This window comes from Chryseobacterium sp. CS2K3 (assembly GCF_059515185.1).
The window spans coordinates 26,634-48,369 of record NZ_JCAKRW010000014.1; the positions used below are offsets into that span (position 1 = coordinate 26,634).

At 35.2% G+C, this 21,736-nt stretch carries 22 protein-coding genes; 1 reads left to right on the forward strand and 21 read right to left on the reverse strand.

What is annotated here, in order from left to right:
- Positions 1-14: 14 nt before the first annotated feature.
- The 20 genes from AC5YGG_RS18895 to AC5YGG_RS18990 form a co-directional block, all read right to left on the reverse strand.
- Positions 15-230 carry a TIGR04139 family peptide modification target gene (locus tag AC5YGG_RS18895; protein WP_496145980.1) on the reverse strand — a complete coding sequence of 72 codons (216 nt, stop codon included), beginning with the start codon at positions 228-230 and terminating at the stop codon, positions 15-17.
- Positions 231-948: 718 nt separating this feature from the next.
- Entirely contained in the window at positions 949-1,896 is a 948-nt protein-coding gene (locus tag AC5YGG_RS18900; RefSeq protein WP_496145981.1) for a transketolase family protein, read from the reverse strand.
- Between the two features lie 11 nt (positions 1,897-1,907).
- Positions 1,908-3,053 carry a hypothetical protein gene (locus tag AC5YGG_RS18905; RefSeq protein ID WP_496145982.1) on the reverse strand — a complete coding sequence of 382 codons (1,146 nt, stop codon included), beginning with the start codon at positions 3,051-3,053 and terminating at the stop codon, positions 1,908-1,910.
- 30 nt (positions 3,054-3,083) lie between these two features.
- Positions 3,084-3,938: a transketolase gene (locus AC5YGG_RS18910; RefSeq protein WP_496146037.1), complete on the reverse strand. Its 855-nt coding sequence runs from the start codon at positions 3,936-3,938 to the stop codon at positions 3,084-3,086.
- Between the two features lie 107 nt (positions 3,939-4,045).
- Complete coding sequence (locus tag AC5YGG_RS18915; RefSeq protein ID WP_496145983.1) at positions 4,046-4,564, reverse strand: hypothetical protein; 519 nt, start codon at positions 4,562-4,564, stop codon at positions 4,046-4,048.
- Positions 4,565-4,591: 27 nt separating this feature from the next.
- Complete coding sequence (locus AC5YGG_RS18920) at positions 4,592-5,281, reverse strand: SGNH/GDSL hydrolase family protein (RefSeq protein WP_496145984.1); 690 nt, start codon at positions 5,279-5,281, stop codon at positions 4,592-4,594.
- A gap of 24 nt (positions 5,282-5,305) precedes the next feature.
- A complete protein-coding gene (locus tag AC5YGG_RS18925; RefSeq protein ID WP_496145985.1) occupies positions 5,306-6,865 on the reverse strand; it encodes a sodium:solute symporter in 1,560 nt (519 codons plus the stop codon).
- A gap of 605 nt (positions 6,866-7,470) precedes the next feature.
- The gene (locus AC5YGG_RS18930) at positions 7,471-7,758 is read right to left on the reverse strand and encodes a GNAT family N-acetyltransferase (RefSeq protein ID WP_002984420.1); all 288 of its coding nucleotides are present in this window, start codon (positions 7,756-7,758) and stop codon (positions 7,471-7,473) included.
- Between the two features lie 3 nt (positions 7,759-7,761).
- Positions 7,762-8,157: an OsmC family protein gene (locus AC5YGG_RS18935; protein ID WP_496145986.1), complete on the reverse strand. Its 396-nt coding sequence runs from the start codon at positions 8,155-8,157 to the stop codon at positions 7,762-7,764.
- Complete coding sequence (locus AC5YGG_RS18940) at positions 8,157-8,375, reverse strand: (4Fe-4S)-binding protein (protein WP_496145987.1); 219 nt, start codon at positions 8,373-8,375, stop codon at positions 8,157-8,159. Before AC5YGG_RS18940 ends, AC5YGG_RS18935 begins: the two co-directional genes overlap by 1 nt.
- 1 nt (position 8,376) lies before the next feature.
- Positions 8,377-8,955, reverse strand: coding sequence for a TMEM175 family protein (locus tag AC5YGG_RS18945; protein WP_496145988.1), 579 nt, complete (start codon positions 8,953-8,955; stop codon positions 8,377-8,379).
- On the reverse strand, positions 8,948-9,487 hold the full coding sequence (locus AC5YGG_RS18950; protein WP_496145989.1) for an NADPH-dependent FMN reductase: 540 nt from the start codon (positions 9,485-9,487) through the stop codon (positions 8,948-8,950). The genes AC5YGG_RS18945 and AC5YGG_RS18950 overlap by 8 nt, the downstream gene beginning before the upstream one ends.
- Before the next feature lie 17 nt (positions 9,488-9,504).
- Complete coding sequence (locus AC5YGG_RS18955; RefSeq protein WP_496145990.1) at positions 9,505-10,404, reverse strand: pirin family protein; 900 nt, start codon at positions 10,402-10,404, stop codon at positions 9,505-9,507.
- 39 nt (positions 10,405-10,443) lie between these two features.
- Positions 10,444-10,755 (reverse strand): GNAT family N-acetyltransferase, encoded by a 312-nt coding sequence (locus AC5YGG_RS18960; RefSeq protein ID WP_496145991.1) that lies wholly within the window; start codon positions 10,753-10,755, stop codon positions 10,444-10,446.
- Between the two features lie 176 nt (positions 10,756-10,931).
- Entirely contained in the window at positions 10,932-11,807 is an 876-nt protein-coding gene (locus tag AC5YGG_RS18965) for a pirin family protein (RefSeq protein WP_496146038.1), read from the reverse strand.
- Between the two features lie 122 nt (positions 11,808-11,929).
- Positions 11,930-13,333 (reverse strand): MFS transporter, encoded by a 1,404-nt coding sequence (locus AC5YGG_RS18970; protein ID WP_496145992.1) that lies wholly within the window; start codon positions 13,331-13,333, stop codon positions 11,930-11,932.
- A 139-nt stretch (positions 13,334-13,472) separates the two neighbouring features.
- On the reverse strand, positions 13,473-14,285 hold the full coding sequence (locus AC5YGG_RS18975) for a hypothetical protein (RefSeq protein ID WP_496145993.1): 813 nt from the start codon (positions 14,283-14,285) through the stop codon (positions 13,473-13,475).
- A gap of 291 nt (positions 14,286-14,576) precedes the next feature.
- A complete protein-coding gene (gene asnB, locus AC5YGG_RS18980) occupies positions 14,577-16,244 on the reverse strand; it encodes an asparagine synthase B (protein ID WP_496145994.1) in 1,668 nt (555 codons plus the stop codon).
- Between the two features lie 322 nt (positions 16,245-16,566).
- Positions 16,567-18,234, reverse strand: coding sequence for a GLPGLI family protein (locus AC5YGG_RS18985; RefSeq protein WP_496145995.1), 1,668 nt, complete (start codon positions 18,232-18,234; stop codon positions 16,567-16,569).
- A gap of 184 nt (positions 18,235-18,418) precedes the next feature.
- Positions 18,419-19,624, reverse strand: coding sequence for an RsmB/NOP family class I SAM-dependent RNA methyltransferase (locus AC5YGG_RS18990; protein WP_496145996.1), 1,206 nt, complete (start codon positions 19,622-19,624; stop codon positions 18,419-18,421).
- A gap of 536 nt (positions 19,625-20,160) precedes the next feature.
- On the opposite strand from AC5YGG_RS18990, the gene AC5YGG_RS18995 reads away from it, so the two are divergent.
- Positions 20,161-20,505 (forward strand): zinc ribbon domain-containing protein YjdM, encoded by a 345-nt coding sequence (locus tag AC5YGG_RS18995; RefSeq protein ID WP_496145997.1) that lies wholly within the window; start codon positions 20,161-20,163, stop codon positions 20,503-20,505.
- 278 nt (positions 20,506-20,783) lie between these two features.
- Here AC5YGG_RS18995 and AC5YGG_RS19000 read toward each other — a convergent pair whose 3' ends face one another.
- Positions 20,784-21,719, reverse strand: coding sequence for a sulfate/molybdate ABC transporter ATP-binding protein (locus AC5YGG_RS19000; protein WP_496145998.1), 936 nt, complete (start codon positions 21,717-21,719; stop codon positions 20,784-20,786).
- Positions 21,720-21,736 lie beyond the last annotated feature (17 nt).

The following is a 21,736-nucleotide window of genomic DNA, read 5'->3' on the forward strand; positions in this document are numbered from 1 at the left end:
TTATTGATTTAATACTAATAAGGATCTGTTTCGTTGGGTCCCTCAATAGTTAAAGTCATTGTCTTTACTCCATCTTTATAGTATGCTGTATCAGAAGAATTACCGCCTGATCCTGTTTGTGATGAAGTTCTTTCATTTGTTCCGCCACCACCGTGAATGGCTTGAAGGTTTTTTAGCTTTTTGTTTTCTAATGAAGAGAAATTACCCTTCATTCCATTTAATTTTTTCATTTTGATAGTTTTTTAATTAATAAAAATTGTTTTGTTCATTTCTCCCCTAACATTGGGTGAAAAATTCTTAGTTTTTTATCATGCACTGTACACATACAATTAAAAAAATGTAGAATTCAATGATCAACGTTGATGGTTCCAAAACTAAAAAATAATACGTCACTTTAATGTGATAAATATTGTGAATTATATGCGTATTTCTTTACTGTTTTCCGTAATTAATCACGGAATTTGTACAGAAAATTAATGATGAGATGAAAGGTTATTTAATCATGCAGCTAAAATCCAAAAAAGGATAAACTGCTGTTTTGCAAAATGTAAGTAAAATATAAAATGATTATAAAAAAAATTAAGATTACATTCTTTTGTACAAAAAACATATTCATTCCGATTTGTGTAAGAATTTGTATGGGAATGACTTTTGAAAAATAGGGGGCTCAAAATAATAGACTCGGAATTAAAATATTTTGAAAATAAAAGAATAATTATGAAAATACACTCTGGAAAAAGTATATGATGCGGTATTCTCATTCAGACTACCTTATGTCAGAAGCTGCTGGAACCTTCTTTATGCTGAATATGAACCTGGGTAAACAGTTATTTTTTATTTCGGAGAAGTAGGTCTAAAAACAAATTTCCAGCATGTGATCCTTTAAAAAAGACCAGAGGCTGTTTCGGAGAAACAGCCTCTGGTTATAATATTAAAAGAAAGCTAATATTAGTTAGCTAAAATTCTTTTTACAGCTTCTTTCACTGCTGCTGAGTCAATTTTATACTTCTTCATCAATTCAGCAGGTGTTGCAGATTCTCCGAAAGTATCGTTTACAGCTACAAATTCCTGTCTTGTAGGTCTTCTTCTTGCAAGCATTCCCGCAATAGATTCACCTAAACCACCAAGATAGTTGTGCTCTTCAGCCGTTACAATTTTACCTGTTTTTTCTACAGATTTTAAGATGATCTCTTCATCAAGAGGCTTAATTGTGTGAATGTTGATCACTTCACAAGAAATACCTTCTTTTTCAAGCTCATCAGCAGCTACAAGAGATTCCCAAACAAGGTGTCCTGTTGCAACAATCGTTACATCAGTACCTTCCTGAAGCATGATTCCTTTTCCGATTTCGAAAGGCATATCTTCAGGGATGAATACAGGAACAGTAGGTCTACCGAATCTTAAATATACAGGACCTTCGTGGTCAGCAATAGCAAGAGTAGCCGCTTTTGTCTGGTTGTAGTCACAAGGGTTGATTACTGTCATTCCAGGAAGCATTTTCATCATCCCGATATCTTCCAATACCTGGTGAGTAGCTCCATCTTCTCCTAAAGTAAGACCTGCGTGAGATGCACAGATTTTTACGTTCTTACCAGAGTAAGCGATAGACTGACGGATCTGGTCATATACTCTTGAAGTAGAGAAGTTCGCAAAAGTTCCTGTGAAAGGAATTTTTCCAGTGATGCTAAGACCTGCAGCAAGTCCCATCATGTTTGCTTCTGCAATACCTACCTGGAAGAATCTTTCAGGAGCTTTTTCAATGAATTTCTCCATTTTCAAAGAACCGATAAGGTCTGCACAAAGTGCTACTACATTAGGATTTTTGTCAGCAAGTTCCGCTAATCCGGCTCCGAATCCTGAACGAGTGTCCTTTTTTTCTGTATATGTATATTTCATTTTTATTTTTATTAATCGAGATTGTTTAAATAGTTGTTTAATTTCTTTTTATCGGTCGGATCAAGTTTGTCCTGAATTTCGTTGAAGTATAAAACTTCCCGCCTTATTTCATCCAATGTTGCTTTAATGCCTACAGAATGGGGTTCAAACTGTGAAAGATACATGTCGCACGTTTGTCCTGTATAATTTCTCAAGTGTTCCTTTAATTCTTTATTCTTGAATTGAGGAATATTTTTCTCAAAATTAACGCAGTGCTGAGGTAATCCTTTCCAAAGCTTATCATTATGGATATTATGAATGGCTAACCCATCTTCTGAAGAAAGTTTTTTCTTATAGTCAGAAACATAATCAATGACGAATGAATACTCTTCAAATTCTACTGCTGCGGAATCAGCTGCCACAGCCGCCGAGTCAACATTGCTGTTTGTATTATATTCATCCAGCTCTTTTTGATAAGCAAGCATTATAGAATCCCGTCTTCTCTGCTGATCTGTAATGATTTTCTTATGATCTACAGAAATAAAATCTTTAGAATCTGATATAGATTTCATGACAAGATATTCACGATCATAATCCTTTTCAGGTGCCACTTTCAGAATAAGTCCTTTTAACCCGGATTTTTCAAGCTTAGGTATGGTAAGGTATTGCTTCACTAATCCGTTGAAAACAGTAAAGCTGTTATAAGGAGAAGTTTCATCAATACATACCTTTAAGAAATCATCCTTACGGGTATATTGTGGGGCTTTTTTGGGTTTGAAATTAACCAGATAATGGCTGCATGGAATACCTAAGATAGTTTCTTTGGTATTCAGCTTTTTCGTTTCAAAAAGATATTCTTCATCAGGATTTTCTGAGTAAGAACTTTGTATGGAACTCCAAAAATGCTTTCCCATTCCTTCACCGGTAAGACGGTTGTTCATTTTCAGACTTACAGGGCTTGTAGCCAATGCATCTGTAAAGAAATACATCGGAATATCCTTGAAGGTAACATTGGTGAAAAATTCATTATTATTGCTTACATACATTTTTACCTGAGAATTGGGAACCTGATTGCCCATCATCTGATAGGTAAGCTCCTTAGCAAAAGAAACCTTCTTTTCCTGAGCAATCCCAAGAATAAAACTGGTAAGAAAGCAGATTAAAATGAATTTTTTCATGAAAATTTGATGACTGATTTTTTAAAGATATTAGTAGTCAGCAGGAGCTTCTAAATACAATTGCTTGAATGCTGTTTCCATTTGCTCATCATTAGGAGCTTTACCATGCCAAGCATGACTTCCCATCATAAAGTCTACTCCCGCACCCATTTCTGTATGAAGAAGGATAGCTACCGGCTTACCTTTTCCTGTTTCTGTTTTAGCTTTCTCAAGGATCGCGATTACAGCTTCAAGATCATTACCGTTTTTCTCTTCTAAAACAATCCATCCGAAAGCTTCAAGCTTAGCATGAAGATTTCCTAGGCTTAATACATCATCAGTATCTCCATCGATCTGACGTCCATTGTAATCGATTGTAGAAATAATATTATCTACTTTTTTAGCGGCAGCATACATAAATGCTTCCCAGACCTGACCTTCCTGAAGCTCACCATCTCCGTGAAGAGAGTAAACAAGAGACTGATCCCCATCCAATTTTTTACCCTGAGCCACACCAAGTGCCACAGAAAGACCTTGTCCAAGAGAACCTGAAGCAATTCTGATCCCAGGAAGTCCTTCGTGAGTAGTAGGGTGTCCCTGTAATCTTGAATCAAGCTTTCTGAAAGTTCTCAATTCATCTACCGGGAAGAAATTGAATCTTGCCAAAGTAGAGTAGTACACCGGTGAAATGTGTCCGTTTGATAGATAAAAATGATCTTCATTTTTGCCCTCCATAGTGAAAGGAAGATTATAGTTCATTACCTTTCCGTAAAGTGCTGTGAAATACTCTGTACAACCTAAGCTACCACCCGGGTGTCCTGAATTTACAGCGTGAACCATTCTTAAAATGTCTCTTCTGATCTGCGTAGTAAGAGATTTTAACTCTTCAATACTTTTACTCATTATATCTGATTTATTTGCACGCGAATTTACAATTTTTTACCGGCTTATGGAAATGCAAAAATCCGGATATCAAAACCCGGATTTTAAATTATTTGAATATTTTCCTTCTTTTAGCAGCCTTCGTTGATGTAAACTGTAATTTCAGTAACAATATTATTAACAAATTTAAAGGTAAGTTGTGTTCCTGCATCATAATCTTCAATATTAAAGTATCCTGCATCTTTAACACGTTTACCATTATCATCAACTTCCGGGCGAACACTGAATATAGGATAGTTCCTGTAAGCATTGATAAGTTCATCTCTGGTACTTCCAACACCCATTCCGCTTTTTGTTTTAAACTTTTTGCTGGTAGTTGACATTCCTGTAATAGTAACAGCATCAGGTTTTGCTTCACCTCCATACCCCTGAAAAACTTCAATATTAATCAGCTCGCCATTGTATTTTACCCCGTTCTTCTGCTGTCCATCAGAAATTTTGATCTTAGTACCTGCAATTTTTTCTGCTTCACTTTTTTCCATGAAGATCTTGTAAGGACCAATCCTTAAAGTAGATACTTCAAAATTCTCCTGAGCACTCATACATCCGAATGCCAGTACGAAAATGAAGAGTGAAATAATTTTTTTCATAGCTAATAAAATATATTTTTTGAATTTTTATTTTTTTTCCAATGTTTTATTGATAGCCTTTTTAATCAAAGGTTCCATAATAGCATATCCTGTAGGAACCGGATGAATGCCATCTTTTGACAGCCCCTCACGCATTCCGCCTTTTGCATCCCGCATTGCAGTATTATAATCTACAAATATGAGTTTATTGTTGCTTGCATACTGCTTTAATCTGATATTCAGGGTATCTACTTTTTGGGAAACGTCCGTTATTTCTTTACGCCACGGGAATACTGCTGCAGGTAATACGGAAGTAATAATTACTTTAATTCCGTTGTTTTGAGCAATATCAACCATAGCTTTAATATTATTAAAAGTAAAATCAGGATCATAAATGCCTGTATTCTGAGCTATATCATTGATTCCTGCATTTATGATTACCAGTTTTGGGTGTAAAGCAACAACATCATTCTGAAAACGAAGTAACATCTGTGATGTCGTTTGTCCACTGATTCCTCTGCCTGCATAATTATTTTCAGAGAAAAACTCCGGATGACTCTTTACCCATGCTTCTGTAATGGAATTACCCATAAAGACAACATCCAATTTTTTCTTTGAACTTAAAATGCTTGTGTTTTCATCCTTATACCTTGTAAGATTGGCAAAATCAATGGCACTTTGTGCGTGAACAAATATGCCGGAAAACAGACTAAAGGTTATAAAAATGAGTGCTTTCATCAATAAGATTTTTGATTACATTGATTAAACAACTCTCAAATGTTGTTTATTTTTTACCAGCCATAGTCCTATAAACGTCAGCAATCCATTCAGTATAATCAGTTCCACACCAATTCTGTAGTCTGTATAGGTTGTCACTAAATAGTTGATAATATAAGTAAATATCGGAGCAAGGATCGTTACCGTAAGAATAGAATACTTTTTTGAAATCTGAAACTTGGTGAAAATTCCAAAAGCAAAAAGTCCTAATAACGGTCCGTAAGTATATCCTGCAACTTCCATGATCAGATACACAATCGATTTATCATTCAATGCCTTGAAAACCATGATCAGGATAAAGAAAACTACAGTGAACGTTAAATGCACTTTCATACGAAGCTGTTTTTTCTCTTTTTCAGACTTTGTTTTATCTTCATTAAGGTTTAGTAAATCTACACAATAAGAACTTGTAACCGCTGTTAAAGCTCCATCAGCAGAAGGGAATAATGCCGAGATCAATCCAATGATGAAAATAACTGAAATTGTCATTGGGAAATATCCCTGAAGCGATAAAGCTGGGAAAAGGTCATCTCCCATGATATTTTTTATATTTCCTGAAGCGTCTTTAAAACCGAAAATATTACTTATCGGGTCAGTTCCTGTAGTTCCATATTCTGCACCATGCTGTATTGCAAAAAGGTAAAGTAATCCGCCTAAAAACAGGAAGGCAAGATTTACCAAAAGAAGTGTTCCTGCAAACGTAAGCATGTTTTTCTTTGAATTCTTAAGGTTATCCACAGAAATATTCTTCTGCATCATTTCCTGATCCAGCCCTGTCATGGCAATTGTAATGAAAATTCCGCCCAAAATGGTTTTAAGAAAAAAGGTCTTGGAATTCGGATCAAAATTGATAAAGTGAGTATAATTTTTCTGCTCTAAAATAGTATAAGCTTCACCAAAAGAAAGGTTAAGATTAGATAAAATATAAACGATGCAAGCCACCAGACTGATGATCATAAAAGATGTCTGTAATGTATCTGTGATCACAATGGTTTTTACACCTCCTTCAAAAGTATAAAGAAGAACCATCAGTAAAAGTACAAGAGAAGTAACCCAAAAAGGAACTCCCAAGCCTTCTAATAAGAATATCTGTAAAACATTTACAACAAGATATAATCTTGCTGTAGCGCCTATGGCTCTTGAAATAATAAAAAATATTGAGCCAATTTTATGAGCTTCCACGTTGAATCTTTTTCCCAAATACGTATAAATGGAAGTCAGGTTCATCTTATAATACAACGGAAGTAATATCGCTGCCACAATAAAATATCCGATGAAAAAGCCAATTACCATCATGTAATATTCAAAACCTCCGTAGATATATTCTGAACCGGTCATTTTTCCTACTGTTCCCGGAACCGAAATGAAAGTTACTCCGCTTAAACTGGTTCCTATCATCCCGAATGCCACAAGCCACCATTTACTTTTTTTATTACCAATAAAAAATGACTGGTTATCAGAATTTCGGCTGGTGAAATAAGAAATCACCAAAAGACCAATAAAGTAGATAAAAACGAATAGCAAAAGGATAGTTCCTGGATTCATGCTTAAATTTTAAATTTTAGCAAATATATAAAAAAGAACCATCGTGAATCGTGAATTTCGTTCAGAGTGGATTTTTATGCCGTTACTTTAGAAGGTTTGAAGATAGGAGAGAGAAGGGGGAAGTTATCAAGCTCATGAAAGCAATTATTCACTCTGTTTTCATCGTTTCTATTTTTTAATGATAACGAGTGGCAGGTCCACTTCATCAAATCGATTTAAAATTGATTCACTCTTAGCTCTCTTAAAATATAACAGTAAGCTAATTATAAATTTGCGTTTAAGAAAACAGTATGCAATCCAACCTTTGCTGAGTGACCCCCCTTGCGAACAATTTTATTCTCAATGTTTTCTTTTTTTATAGGACAGGATAACAATCCGCTTCATCAAATCGATTTTAAATCGATTCACTCTTAGCTCTCTTAAAATATAACAACAGGCTAATTACAACTTTGCGTTTAAAAAAACAGAATCTAACCTATTCTGAACAAAGCACCCTACGAACGATTTGTAAGAATTTAAATAAAGTCCTTGTGAATTTAGTATTAAAATAAAAAACCTCCCAGATTTACTCTGAAAGGTTTGTATTGTAAGGGTGGAAGCAGTAATTAATTTACCAAAACATCCTGCAATTCCTCACTCTTCTGAAAGCTGGCTTTAGCAAAAGGACAGAGAGGAATAATTTTCTTCCCGTTTTTTCTTGCAAAATCTACAGCAGCCAAAAGCATTTCCTTACCTACCCCTTTTCCGTTGTAGGCTTCTTCCACCTCCGTGTGGTCAATAATAAATCTTTCTTCTCCTGCCCAGGTGTACGTCATCATTCCTGCGCGTCTTCCATCTATGAAGGCTTCAAAACTTCCGTGTTTTTCGTCGTTGTTTTGTTTTACTTCGATCATATTTTATGAGAATTTAGTTAGTATTTCTATGTCGTTTGTTAATATTTTGTGTACAGGACAAGCATCTGCAATTGTGTGAAGTCTTTTCATCTGCTCGGTATCTAAAACTCCATCAAAAGTAATATCTCTTTTGAAAATTGCTCTCTTAGTTAATGGATAGTTTTCAAGTTCCACTTCCACATTGATGTTTTCTACATCCCATTCTTTTCTTTCGATGTACATTCTTAATGTAGCAGCTGTACAGCTTGCCAGAGAGGTAGCCAGAATTTCCATGGGGTTGAAACCTTTATTCTGTCCGCCTTTATCTATGGGTTCATCCGTAATGATCCTATTTTCACCAGCCGTTACTTCAGTATAGTATTTTGTTTTTCCTAAACTTGCTTTTACCGTTACTGCCATTATTTTTCTGTATTGAATTTATAACTTAATGCTCCTGATGGGCATTGATCTATTTGTCTTTTTAATTCTTCAGGTGTTGCATTTTCTGCTTTTATCCAGGGTCTTTCGCGTGGATTGTAGACTTTGGGAAGCATTTTTACACATACAGCTGAGTGGATACACTTATGAGGCTGCCAGATAACAGTAATGTCGCCGTTAATATATTCGTGTGTTTCCATATTAATTGTCTTTTAATGATTTTTCGATTCTTCTGTCCGGAATCAGCCATATGAGAGCCACGATATAATAAAAACCTATGGCAATATAAGGATAAAAAAATGAAGTAGCGATTCCCAGAACATAAAAAATAATAGATATATTCTCTTTAGATTTTGAATGTATAGCTTCTTTCAGCTTTGAACTTTCGCCTTCATGCCGGATAATGACATGCTCCAGAATAGTATAGGCAATGGCACAGAGGATGAGTATAATTCCATACATTGCAACAGGGTTTTCTGCAAATCCCGTCGTTCCGATCCATTCTGTAGCGATAGGCATTAAGGACAGCCAGAACAAAAGGTGAAGATTTGCCCAGAGAATTCCGCCATTTACCTTTCTTACCGTCTGAAACAAATGATGATGATTGTTCCAGTAGATTCCCACATAAATGAAGCTGAAAATATAAGCTAGAAATTTAGGGAGAAGAGGTTTGAGACTTGCCCAGCTGCCTCCCTCAGGCACTTTCAACTCAAGAACCATAATTGTGATAATGATGGCTAAAACTCCATCACTGAAAGCTTCCAGTCTTCCTTTAGTCATTGTTTTTTACAAGATTTTTAAAATTTTCGATCTTCGTTTTCAAATCATTAAGCATATCAGGATTGATTACTCCGCTTTCCAGGTCAAAATTTTCATAAAACTTCGGCAGCGAAAAAGTATCTTTCACATCCGCAGCAAATTGTGGAAAGAACGTTTTTGCTGTATTCATAACGTTTCCGCCACCATAACCTCCCGGAGATGTACTCATAAGGAGCATCGGTTTATTTTGGAATACTTTTACATTAATTCTGGATGCCCAATCGAAAATATTTTTAAAAGCCGCACTGTAAGACCTGTTATGCTCTGCAAGTGAACATATAATGACATCACATTCTTCGATAGCCTTTAAAAAACGATGAGCTTCATCGGGAAAACCTTTCTTTTCAAGATCTACGGAAAAAACGGGCATACTGAAATCATTAAGGTCAATGAGATTGATCTCGTCATTTGTAAAGTCTTTTAAAACAAACTTTACAAGCTCTCTGTTAATAGAAGTAGATGAAGTACTTCCTGCAAATGCTAATATTTTCATGGTTTTTATAGGCTGAATTACTTTCTGTTTAAAATTGCCTTTGGCAATGGAACATATTCCTGATCATCACCAGGAACCAATGGAAAAGCATCATGATTCTGATCATTCCAGTTCACTTTTGCCTGATCAATTAATTCTTTATCAGAATTTACAAAGTTCCAGAAGATAAAACGTTCTTCATCGAAAGGCTCTCCTCCGAAAAGATAAACCGTACCGTTTTCGCTCATATCAAATTCACAAAGCTTTGTATCTTTGGCAATCATCAGTTGTTTTGAACCATAAGAGTTTCCTTCAGTAGTTACCGTTCCTTCCAGAACATACATTGCCGCTTCACCATAAAGATCTTTTCCTATGCTGATTTTCTTAGCTTCTTTGGTTTTGATTTCAAGAAAGAATAACTTACTGTGTACGGGAACTGGAGATGTTCTTCCAAATGCTTCTCCGGCAATTAATTTATACTGAATTCCATCTTCTTCCCAAACAGGAATCTCACTTTCTTCGATATGATGGAAAGTAGGCTCAGACTGCTCAAGATGTTTAGGAAGACCTACCCAGATCTGAAATCCGTGAAGGCTTTTATCACTGTTTCTTAAATACTCTGGTGTTCTTTCAGAATGTACCACGCCTTTGCCGGCTGTCATCCAGTTTACGGCACCGGGTTTTATTTCAACGGCACTTCCAATGCTGTCTCTATGGAAAATAGATCCTTCCAGAAGATAAGTTAATGTAGATAAGCCGATATGCGGATGTGGCGGAACATCAAGGTTTTGATAATCCTTTAATTCTGAAGGTCCCATGTGATCTATAAACACAAAAGGTCCTACAGCTCTTTTTTCACGGAACGGAAGTAGTCTTCCAACGAGAAAATTTCCGATGTCTGCCGCTTTTTCCTCAATGATAAGTCCTATATTTGACATAATGGGGTGATGCTTTTAAAGTTTAATTAAATATAAAAATTACAGTTTGTCGTATCCATCAAATTTTTCATCAACGATACGTTTCCACTCAGGATGTTTTTTGATAAATGCAAAAACATAAGGACAAAATGGGAGAAGTTTTTTACCACTTTCTTCAATATAATGAAGTGTTTTTTCTACCACAGCTGCCGCGGCACCAGTTCCAGCCAGTTCAGGCTCTGCTTCAGTGTGAATCAAAGCAATCTGATGAGATGTCTCACGATAATCAATAAAAGCATAATGCCCGTTGTATTCTATTTCAAATCTTTTTTCTGCTTTTACAAGAGGTATATTTTCAAATTCTGGTTTCATAATTTTTCTGTATTAAAATGGAATAATCCTGTATGTTTATGAAGGTAAACCTTATAGGTTTCTGAAACCTATAAGGTTTGCCAACTATATTTATTTTATAAATTGATTTTCAAACTAACATTATATAAAGTTAGTAAAAAAGGAATAATCGGATATTAAGTTTAATTTAAATCCTTTTAATCTTCAAGATATCCGAATTTCCCGGTATTGAAATCTTCAAACGCCTGCATGATTTCCTCTCTGGAATTCATTACAAACGGTCCGTGAGGGAAAATAGGCTCATTGATCGGTTCTCCGCTGATGATTAATATAACTGCATCTTCTTTTGCCTCAATAGTGAATGTTTCACCTTCGTTTTTAAACAAAGCAAAATGATCGGGTTTAACATTTTCAGTCCCGTTTATAGTAATGCTTCCTTCAATAACCAATGCTGCGGTATTGAAATGAGCCGGAAAATTAAATTCTGCCTTTCCACCAGCTTTAAGCTTAGCATTCATCATGTGAAGAGGAGTGAAAGTGAACGCAGGACCTTTATGTCCATCGTATTCACCAGCAATCAATTCTACAAAACCATTTTCACCAAGATCTACTCTTTCCATTTGTGAGTTTTCAATTGCCTGGTACTTAGGATTGCTCATTTTATCTTTTGCAGGAAGATTTACCCAAAGCTGAACCATTTGAAAGATTCCGCCTTCTTTTGCCCATTTCGTTTCATGATATTCTTTGTGAAGAACTCCTTTTGCGGCAGTCATCCACTGTACGTCACCTTCTCCGATGATACCACCGCCTCCTGCACTGTCGTGGTGTTCTACCTTTCCGCTGTATGCTATTGTTACCGTTTCAAAACCTCTGTGCGGGTGAACCCCTACACCTCTTGGTCTGTCTGAACCATTGAAATGGAATTTTGAATTATAATCAAGCATAATAAACGGATCCATTCTTTTCATGTCTAATCCCGGTACACCTGGGATAAAATTATGGACTCTAAATCCATCACCTACAAAATGTGCAGGTCTTGGAGCTACTATGGTTTCTACTTTTTTAGTTGCCATCATATTGTTGATTTTATATACACAAAAATACCATACTTATGAAGGAAACACATTGATCTGTGGTAAGATCGTCAGAGCGCAAAAGGGTAAGGAAGAAACCTGGTGAAGGCTGTTTATCAATATTATTCTTCCTTAGACTTCATATTTTTTCCATCGGAAATGTGGAGTCTTCTAAAGACTAATCCCGATAAAATAGTTAATATCCCAACTGTAAGGAAAGTATATCGGAAGGCATTATGAGTTTCTCCTTTGATGAGGTCAGAATTTTCAAATATTTTTAAAACAATCAACCCGAATGCAATTCCAAATCCAATGGCAAGCTGCTGATTTACCGAGATTAAAGAATTACCGCTGCTGGTCTGGAAGTTTCGCAGATCAGCGATGGAAATGGTATTCATAGAGGTGAATTGTATGGAATTGAAGAATCCCAAAACCGCAATAATCGGGATAAACCAATATAATGATGTATGAATATCGGGAATCGCAAGCATGCAGATCAATGTTCCTATAATAAAGGTATTGACCATTAAGGTCTGGCGGTATCCATATTTATCCAGAATTTTAATTACAGATGACTTACCGAATATAGCCGTTATAGCCATAGGAGCAATGATCCAGCCGGAAGTCACGGCAGACTGTTTATAAGCAATCTGAATCATCAGTGGAAGCAATAACGGAACAGAGCTGATCCCTAATCGTGTCGCAAGGTTTCCTACAATTCCTACACGGAAAGTTCTTACCTGAAACAGATTTAAAGGAAAAATAGGATGTCCTTCTTTTTTTGCATGTTTATAGTAATAATAAAGAAACAGGAATCCAAGGATGAATACAATGAGAACCGGTGTTATATTCTGCATGTCTCCGAAAAGTTCTAAGGAAACGGAGAGTAGGAGAGAGGCTGCTGCAAAGATTAAAAACCCTTTAAAGTCAAAATCTACATCATCAGATTTATAATCAGGCATGAATTTTAATCCTAAAATAATTCCTAAAAACCCAATAGGAATATTGATCAGGAATATCCAGTGCCATGACAGATAATCCACCATATAACCACCTACTAACGGACCTAAAACCGGACCAATAAGAGCGGGGATAATAGCAAAGTTCATAGCTTTCAGTAATTCACTTTTGTCAAAGGTTTTAATAAGTGCCAGCTTTCCAACCGGGGTCATCAAACTTCCTCCCACACCCTGAATAACCCTTGATATTACTAAATGAGTAAGGTTTTGCGATAAAGAACAAAATAGAGAACCCAGGCTGAACAATATTAATGAGAAAATAAACACTTTTTTAGTCCCGAACCTATCCGCAAGAAATCCACTCGCCGGCATGAAAACGGCTAATGTAAGAACATAGCTGATGATAGCGTTCTGCATATTCAGGGGAGATTCATTCAGATCCTTTGCAATGGAGGGAAGTGAAGTATTAAGAATGGTAGAATCCAGCATTTGCATAAAAATAGCAGTCGCCAGAATCAGAGGGAGAATTTTCTTTATTGAGTTTTGTTGAGGAGTTGTTTCTGTCATTTTCTATAGGCTGAAATATTTAAAAATTTCCAGACTTATTTAATTTGAAGAAATGCTTACTTTAAGCGATTCGATTCTTAGATAAAGAAATCCATATAAAATTAAAAAAGTCCTGCGAAATATCACAGGACTTTTTGATTTATTTTCTAGGTTTTTCTACTCCTTTCCATTCGTCACCGGCTTTTCTATACTGGCTTAAAGTGAAATTTTTGAAATCCTTTGTTTTATATTCTATATTATCGGTATTCTGCTCGAAAGGCATGATGTAATAATATTCGATGTCTGTTTTATCAGATTTGTTTCCTTTTTTTACAGATGGAACATATTTGGAAAACTTATAGTTAGGAAGATATTGCTTTAATCTTGTATAGAATGCTTTATCATCTTTTTCACTAGGAATAATATCAACAATGTTTAAGTCGTCCTTTTTCTTGTCAATCCAAAGATAATATGTTTTTTCTTCTCCTATATTTCTATTGAAAGAATTGAAAGCAAATAACTCTTTCGGAACCAATTCTTTGATTTTTTCAGGATCTACCTTTGTATAGTATTGTCCCTTTGAAGGGTCAACATAAGTTTCAAGGTTATACATCAAAACTGAGTTATTTTCAAACTTTTTGTTTTTAAAATATTGATTTAAAGATAATTCTGCAGTTGCTCTAAGCTCTTTTCCTCTGCTGTCTAATTTCTTTGTTGGATTTTGAGGATTCACATATTTTACAAATTCATACAGAACTATAGGTTTAATGTCCTTAAGGTGAGGATACGTTTTAAGTTGTTCAGCTTTTACCAACCAGTAGAATTGTTGGTAGTAGTCGTCCTTATCAGCGTCTTTCACAGTTTTATAAGCCAAAGCAAGCTTTTTTGAGTTCAGGTATTTGCCATATTTTCCCTGTCCAAAAGCAAAACTAATGGATAATAAGGCAAATAAAACAGTAAGGTTTCTTCTCATTTTTTTATAATTGATATTTTCGATTTCCAAATATAATTATTTATTAGATATTATTTTTGATTGTCAGTTAAATTATGCCATATTGTTATTGTTATTTCAAAAAATAATCCCGTATTACTACAGGATTAATAAATTATTGTGAAAAAAGAGTGGGAAGGGTGTAATTTAATAATGATAATTGTCAATAGTTAATTTTGCTTCGCAAGTGAATCGTGAATACCTTAAGTATTATGATATTTTAAGCCTTTAATATTCAATCTAATCCTAAAACCCTCTCACTCTCAAGCTCAATTAATACGAAGTTTCATGCACTTTCACTGCTCTTCCGCTAGGATCATTCATTTTTTTGAAAGCTTCATCCCATTCCAAAGCGATAGGAGTGGAACATGCTACCGATGGAACCGATGGAACCGTTGCTGCTGCAGTCTCACTTGGGAAATGCTCTTCAAAAATCGTTCTGTATCTGTATTCTTCTTTATTTTGAGGAGTGTTTAGCGGAAATCTGAACCTTGCGTTAGCCATCATTTCATCCGTAACCTCTTTCTCTGCAACTTCTTTTAAAGTATCGATCCATGAGTAACCTACACCATCCGAAAACTGTTCTTTCTGTCTCCATACGATGGAGTCTGGCAGAAGATCCTCAAAAGCTTTTCTTAATACCCATTTTTCAATTTTCCCTTCAGAAGCATTGATCATCTTATCTTTCGGGTTAATCGTCATTGCGATATCCATAAATTCTTTGTCCAGGAAAGGAACTCTTCCCTCGATTCCCCAGCTCATCAATGCTTTGTTGGCTCTTAAACAATCGTAAAGGTGAAGTTTTCCAAGTTTCCTTACAGTTTCATCATGGAATTCTTTGGCATTAGGTGCTTTGTGGAAATATAAATATCCTCCGAACAATTCATCTGAACCTTCTCCTGAAAGAACCATTTTTATTCCCATGGATTTGATTACTCTAGCCAAAAGATACATTGGAGTAGATGCCCTGATCGTTGTAACATCGTATGTTTCCAAGTGATAAATTACATCACGTACAGCATCCAGCCCTTCCTGAACTGTAAAGTTTACTTCATGGTGTACGGATCCTATATGTTCTGCTGCTTTTTGTGCTGCAGCCAAGTCTGGTGATCCCACAAGACCTACAGCAAAACTGTGAAGTCTTGGATACCATGCTTCCTGAGTATCACCGCTTTCAATTCTCTGTCTGGCAAACTTTGCCGTGATAGCTGAAATAACAGAAGAATCCAGTCCTCCGGAAAGTAAAACTCCATATGGTACATCACTCATCAATTGTCTGTGAACAGCATCTTCAAGTCCTTTTCTTAAAGCAGCAATATCAGTTTGGTTTTCTTTTACATGATCAAAACTATCCCATTCTCTTGTATACCATTGTTGAAGTTCACTCCCATCTTTGCTGTAAACAAGATGTCCTGGTAAAAAGGTTTCAATTGTCTTGCATACTCCCTCCAGTGCTTTTAATTCAGAGGCTACGTAATAGTTTCCGTTTTTATCCCAACCTTGATAAAGAGGGCAGATTCCCATATGATCTCTGGCAATCAAGTATACATCGTTTTCAGTATCATATAATGAGAATGCGAAAATACCGTTCAGCTTTTCAACAAAGTCTTTTCCGTATTTTTGGTAAAGTGCAAGAATTACTTCACAGTCAGATTGAGTCTGGAATTCATAATCAGGAAATTCTTCTTTTAATTCTCTATGGTTGTAGATTTCACCGTTTACGGCTAATACAATTTTTCCATCTTTTGTAAATAAGGGTTGTTTTCCAGAAGTAGGATCTACGATAGCTAATCTTTCATGAGAAAAAACTACTTTTTCGTCCTGAAAAACTCCGCTCCAATCCGGTCCTCTGTGACGGATTTTTTTTGACATTTCCAAAACCTGAGGTCTTAATATATCGGTTTTCTGTTTGGCGTCAAATAGACATACAATTCCACACATATTTTATTATTTATTTATGAAACAAAAGTATAAGGGATGTTTATAAATAACAATGAAAATTTTTAATAAGTTAATAATTTTAATCAATTAATTTAAAATAAAGAAAATTATTAACTATTTGCGAAGATTAATATGTTTTTGATTAATTTTTTTCGTTAGCCAAAAAGCATGATAATTCCCATACGAAATAAAAATGACATATTTATTAATATATGGTAATTTATTATATGAATTTTAGCCCTTACTTTGTGGCTCGAAATAATTTTTTTTCATCATTTGTGTTTTTACCTTCTTGCAATTCTCATGCAAGAAGGTTTTGTTTTTATTGGGTTCCTAATAAAACTCCAGAAACATTCCATGAGCTGAAACTTGTTCCTTCTGTAGGTCCTTGCGGAATTTTTATTTGCACCGTATGTTTTCCTGCTTTCAAGTCACCCAAAGGAATAAAGTTGGGATTAGTCACTGTTCCCGGGCACCAGTTTGATCTGCTGAGGTCGGAAGAAGAAAGCCCATCCTGAAAATTTCCTGAAGCCGGATTATATAAACGATAAGAGCCACAGTCTGTTCTCCACGGTATAAAAGAGAATACAGACTTACCATCTACAAAAATAGAATTGGTCTTAGGAACAAATTCATCACCATTTTCCCAACCTCCATGTCCGGTTGTCGTATATCTTAATTGGGCATTTTTTAAATCTTTATCTAAAATAAAGTCTACAAGAAGCCCTTTGTCTTGATTGAACATGGTTGAATAATCCTGTCCAGCCATTTCCATAATATTTAAAGTGTTGAATAATGGTATGGAAACATTGTTTTTATGAACTGTCTGGTCACTTTTATGGATGGTGATTTCCAGACTCACTGTATGTCCGCCTTTATCATAATTACCGATAAATGCACCTACCCACAGTTCTTTATTGGAAAGAGAAGGCTTTAATTCTGTAATATCTTGCCGGAAAGGGCTTATTGTCTGCCAGTTTTTATCTTTAAGTTGAATATGATTGAACTTCTGAATTCCAAATGCAGTAAAGAACCTCATCATTTCCATTGCCGGAGCATAATTTTCTGTAGCTGTTACGCCATAATACTGTTTTCCGTTTCCGTTTTCAAACACAGGAAGTGTCTTTGCTCCCTTTTCCAATCCGTCAAAAAAAGATTTTTCTTTATCCTGAGGAATAAAAAATACAGTTCCGGTTCTGTCATAAGCATCACCATTGGATTGCTGTTTCAGTTCTACAAAAATATTCTCACCTTCTGTTATAGCCGGAAACTTAATCTTTTTAAGAATAATAGTTCCTTTGGCATATCTTTTTATCTGATCATCGGATTTTGAAGCATCAGAAAAATTAATCGTTTCGTGATCAAAAACTTTTAACGTTGTAAATCGGCTTTTCCACAAAAGGTCTTTATAACTTAATGGATCTACCGACTGAACAGAGCCTTTGATCAGGTTTTCAATGCCAGTATTTTTAATTTTCTTGATTGAGCTAGCAGTAACTAAAGAGTTTTTATTTCTTTCAACTTCTAAAACCAACCCTAAATTCTGCCCTAAAACAGAGGGTCCTCCCTGAAGTTTCAAGTCATTGGTATACCAAATTTCAATAGTATTTGAATTTACTTTTGTAACTGCTTTTTTACAGGTATAACCCAAAATTTTCTTAGTTTCATTGGTGAACTCAAAGTTTTGTTTTCCTACCGATTCAGAATCAGAGCTGGAAATGATTTCACCAGGTTTTAAAAATGCATAAGAAACAATCGTATTGGATGGTTTTTCCACTTTCGTAATTTCAAAAGGGAAAGAACTTTTTTGTTCTTTGATGGTACTGGTAAGGATGAAATTCTCTTTTTCACCTGCCCATATAATAGTGGAAGGCTGATCAGATACTGTTTTTCCGTTGTAAGAACTTCTGTATTGAATTTCATAGGTCTGTGCAGAAAACAGACATACAGAGAAAATGAATATTATATTGAATACAATTCTTTTATACATATCGGATAAGTTTACCATAGAGTTATTTAATTTTATAAACTAACTGTACAGCTCAAAACGGGGTTTAATCTATAGAGTTAGTAGAGAATGGGTAGAAAATGTTACACTTTATTTTAAAAAATTAACAGTACAAAACGAAAAAACTACCCGTTAGAGTAGTTTTTATATTGTATTTTATGAAAGATTATGATACTCTTTCAATCAATGCCATGTAGAATCCGTCGTATCCTTCACTAGGCATAACTTTCTCATCTTTAATCATTTTGAATCCAGGATTGTTCTTGATAAATTCCTCAACTTGTAAATTGTTTTCAGACGGAAGAATAGAACATGTTGCGTACACCATTTTTCCTCCTTTTTTCACCATTTTTGAATAGTCCTGAAGGATTTGTTGCTGTTCTTTCTTAATTCTGTCAATGAAATCCTGATCAATTTTCCATTTGCTGTCCGGGTTTCTTTTTAAAACTCCAAGTCCTGAACATGGTGCATCGATCAATAATCTGTCTGCTTTTTCATGAAGACGCTTGATCACTTTGTTGTCAGCAATCATACGAGTTTCAATATTGTGAGCTCCGGCTCTTTTTGCACGACGCTTCAACTCGGCAAGTTTCCATTCGAAAATATCTAAAGCAATAATCTGTCCTTTGTTTTTCATCAATGCAGCCAGGTGAAGGGTTTTTCCACCAGCACCGGCACATGCATCTATAACTCTTTGTCCTTCTTTTACATCAAGGAAGTACCCGATTTTTTGAGAAGAAGCATCCTGAACTTCAAATAATCCTTCTTTGAAAGCTGTGGTAAGGAAAACATTCTTTTTTTCCTCAAGCTGTACTGCATCCGGATAATTTTTGATAGAGAAGGATACCACTCCTTCATCTGAAAGATCAGAAATAAGTTCTTTTGTAGTTGTTTTCAGAGAGTTTGTTCTTAAAACTGTAGGCGCTTGCTCATTTAAAGCAATCATTTCTCTTTCCCAATTTGCTCCAAGCTCTTTTTCAAGAGTTTCTGCTAACCAGTCCGGAATAGAGTGCTCTATTGCTTTTGTAGGAACCGTGTTCTTTTTAAGTTTGGTAAGAATGTCTGCAATCTTGATTCCATCAAATTCTTCAAACTTTTTATAATTGGTCTTGCTCCAAAGAAGGTAAGCAATGATAAGTTTATAGATGTTGTTAGGTTTTACCCCTTCGCCCATATAATATTCAAGGCGTTTTTTCCAACGGATAATATTGTAGAAGATCTCAGAAACAACGGCTCTGTCCTGGCTTCCCCATTTTCTGTTTGCCTTTAAAAGTCTTTCAATAACTTTATCGGCATATTTGTTTTTCTCAAAAAATGTTTCTTGTAAGGCATCGTGAATTCCGATAGCCAGGTTTCTGTGAATAAGTTCCATAAATTTGCTTCGCTGTTTGAATCTGCAAAAATACGAATTTAAGTTGAGAGTTGAGGATTGAGTTGCAAGAGTTTGAGGATGAGTGGGTTTTGGAGTAGTGGAGTAGAGAGTTTTAGGGTAAATAGTCAGTTTGGGATATTTATGAATTTTTATATCACATACATTTAACGTGGAGCTCGCTAAGAATTTTTTAATATTCTGTGTATTAAATAGATCATTATGGCGTCCTATTCAGCAATGAAACAGTTGATTTTTTAAATAATAAAAAAAATGTGCAGAATTTTGAAGGTTCCTGTACTTTTTTTTCAGGTATGAATATTCTTAAATTCTTGTTTAAATTAAATAGTTTGGGCAAATATAATATATACGGTTAATAATATGTTTGTTTTCTTTGCATTTAACTTATCTAAGATATCGTAATTCTCTTATTAGTGATTAGTATTGGGGTGATATATTGTAGCTTAATATCTATTATTGTGACCTTTATATCTTGACTTCAACCTTTAAAAAGCCCTACCTTTGCAAAAAATTAAAATATGAGTGATACAATACTTTGTCCGAAATGTAGCTCCGAGTTTACCTATCCGAGCGATAATATGATGGTATGTTCTCAATGTTTCTACGAATGGAACCCTGAGGAAGCAGCCGCTGAATCGGCAAATGAAGGTAAAATATTGGACTCTAACGGAAATGAACTTCAGGATGGTGATTCTGTAGTTGTAGTGAAAGATCTTCCTGTGAAAGGAGCTCCAAAACCAGTGAAAGCAGGAACTAAAGTGAAAAATATCCGTTTAAGACCAGGAAGTGATCACAATATCGATTGTAAAATAGATGGTTTCGGTGCAATGGCTTTAAAGTCGGAATTTGTAAAGAAAGCATAAAAAAAGGAAAAAATTGGACAGTGTAATCTTTCAATAGACCTAATTGCAAGATTGCTAATGTCCGTCTATAAGGCAGAAAGAGAATTAACCAAAAATTTCCTTATGCTGTGTGAATACAAATGTAAGAAAAAGTTTAATAACTGATTCTTGCATTTGTATTTTTTTACATATAAGTACGAGTGAACGTGTAAGTTATGTTTGGGGTGGTGAGAGAGTGAAACGGTGAAAAAGCCAATTAATCTTACTTGCTTTTACAGTTTTTTTACTCTTTTGATTTTCTATATAAACGAAATATTTACTATTCCTGATATTTTTTCATCAGTATAAATTACAAGTTCTTTTCCTTTTGCTCTGATCTTATTCCAGTAGTAATTTCCTGCAAATCTGCTTTCGAGTACTTCGGATTCTATTCCGTTTTCTGAAATTTTTACTTCTTTTGGATAATAGGAAAATTTTGAAAGTTGGAAGTCTGCAACTTCTGTTTCGTTGAAAATATTTACTTCTCCGAATAATTTGGCAACGTAGGAATTGTAAGGATTTCGATAAGTTTCTTCCGGACTGTCATTCTGAATTAATCTTCCGTTCTGAAGAATCACGATCTGATCCAGCCACGGCATTATATCCTGGATCTCATGAGTGGAAATAACCAACGATATCTGATGTTCCTTTACATATCTGAAAAGTCTTTCCCTGAGCTCTATTTTTCTTGGAAAATCAAGGTTACTGAAAGGTTCATCTAAAATAAGCAGTTTTGGTAAAACAGAAAGTGCTCTTGCAATAGCTACTCTTTGCTGCTGTCCTCCGCTCAGGTATTTGGGAAGGATGTCTGCAAACTCCTGAAGCCCTACAACCTCCAGAAGATCCATAACGGTTTCTCTTTTCTTTTTTAAATTGATATTCGAAATAAATTTGCCCACATTTTCTGCAACGGTAGCATAAGGCATAAGATCAAAATTCTGTGCTACAAACTTCATTTCTGCTTCTCCGGGAACAATATTTCCTTTAGGACCAAGCAGTCTGATCCCATCAAAAATAATATCTCCGCTTTCCCAATCAAGCAGCCCGTATATTAAGCTAAGAAGGGTAGATTTTCCACATCCGCTTTCTCCGGCAAGAGCAATGATTTTATTGGCTTCAAATCTTAAATTAAGGTTCTGAAACAATGGTTTGTCTTTGGTGTGAGAGAAAAATAAATTGTTTATTTCTAATAGCATATTACAAATGTAAGGTT

Bases quoted from the DNA above. Each gene is read 5' to 3' on its own strand.
- AC5YGG_RS18945 (WP_496145988.1), bottom strand. From the start codon at position 8,955: ATGACTAAAGGAAGACTGGAAGCTTTCAGTGATGGAGTTTTAGCCATC.
- AC5YGG_RS18970 (WP_496145992.1), bottom strand. From the start codon at position 13,333: ATGACAGAAACAACTCCTCAACAAAACTCAATAAAGAAAATTCTCCCT.
- AC5YGG_RS18950 (WP_496145989.1), bottom strand. From the start codon at position 9,487: ATGAAAATATTAGCATTTGCAGGAAGTACTTCATCTACTTCTATTAAC.
- AC5YGG_RS18920 (WP_496145984.1), bottom strand. From the start codon at position 5,281: ATGAAAGCACTCATTTTTATAACCTTTAGTCTGTTTTCCGGCATATTT.
- AC5YGG_RS18955 (WP_496145990.1), bottom strand. From the start codon at position 10,404: ATGTCAAATATAGGACTTATCATTGAGGAAAAAGCGGCAGACATCGGA.
- AC5YGG_RS18895 (WP_496145980.1), bottom strand. From the start codon at position 230: ATGAAAAAATTAAATGGAATGAAGGGTAATTTCTCTTCATTAGAAAAC.
- AC5YGG_RS18965 (WP_496146038.1), bottom strand. From the start codon at position 11,807: ATGGCAACTAAAAAAGTAGAAACCATAGTAGCTCCAAGACCTGCACAT.
- AC5YGG_RS18990 (WP_496145996.1), bottom strand. From the start codon at position 19,624: ATGGAACTTATTCACAGAAACCTGGCTATCGGAATTCACGATGCCTTA.
- AC5YGG_RS18960 (WP_496145991.1), bottom strand. From the start codon at position 10,755: ATGAAACCAGAATTTGAAAATATACCTCTTGTAAAAGCAGAAAAAAGA.
- AC5YGG_RS18925 (WP_496145985.1), bottom strand. From the start codon at position 6,865: ATGAATCCAGGAACTATCCTTTTGCTATTCGTTTTTATCTACTTTATT.
- AC5YGG_RS18985 (WP_496145995.1), bottom strand. From the start codon at position 18,234: ATGTATAAAAGAATTGTATTCAATATAATATTCATTTTCTCTGTATGT.
- AC5YGG_RS19000 (WP_496145998.1), bottom strand. From the start codon at position 21,719: ATGCTATTAGAAATAAACAATTTATTTTTCTCTCACACCAAAGACAAA.
- AC5YGG_RS18930 (WP_002984420.1), bottom strand. From the start codon at position 7,758: ATGATCGAAGTAAAACAAAACAACGACGAAAAACACGGAAGTTTTGAA.
- AC5YGG_RS18905 (WP_496145982.1), bottom strand. From the start codon at position 3,053: ATGAAAAAATTCATTTTAATCTGCTTTCTTACCAGTTTTATTCTTGGG.
- AC5YGG_RS18915 (WP_496145983.1), bottom strand. From the start codon at position 4,564: ATGAAAAAAATTATTTCACTCTTCATTTTCGTACTGGCATTCGGATGT.
- AC5YGG_RS18935 (WP_496145986.1), bottom strand. From the start codon at position 8,157: ATGGCAGTAACGGTAAAAGCAAGTTTAGGAAAAACAAAATACTATACT.
- AC5YGG_RS18995 (WP_496145997.1), top strand. From the start codon at position 20,161: ATGAGTGATACAATACTTTGTCCGAAATGTAGCTCCGAGTTTACCTAT.
- AC5YGG_RS18900 (WP_496145981.1), bottom strand. From the start codon at position 1,896: ATGAAATATACATATACAGAAAAAAAGGACACTCGTTCAGGATTCGGA.
- AC5YGG_RS18940 (WP_496145987.1), bottom strand. From the start codon at position 8,375: ATGGAAACACACGAATATATTAACGGCGACATTACTGTTATCTGGCAG.
- AC5YGG_RS18975 (WP_496145993.1), bottom strand. From the start codon at position 14,285: ATGAGAAGAAACCTTACTGTTTTATTTGCCTTATTATCCATTAGTTTT.
- asnB (WP_496145994.1), bottom strand. From the start codon at position 16,244: ATGTGTGGAATTGTATGTCTATTTGACGCCAAACAGAAAACCGATATA.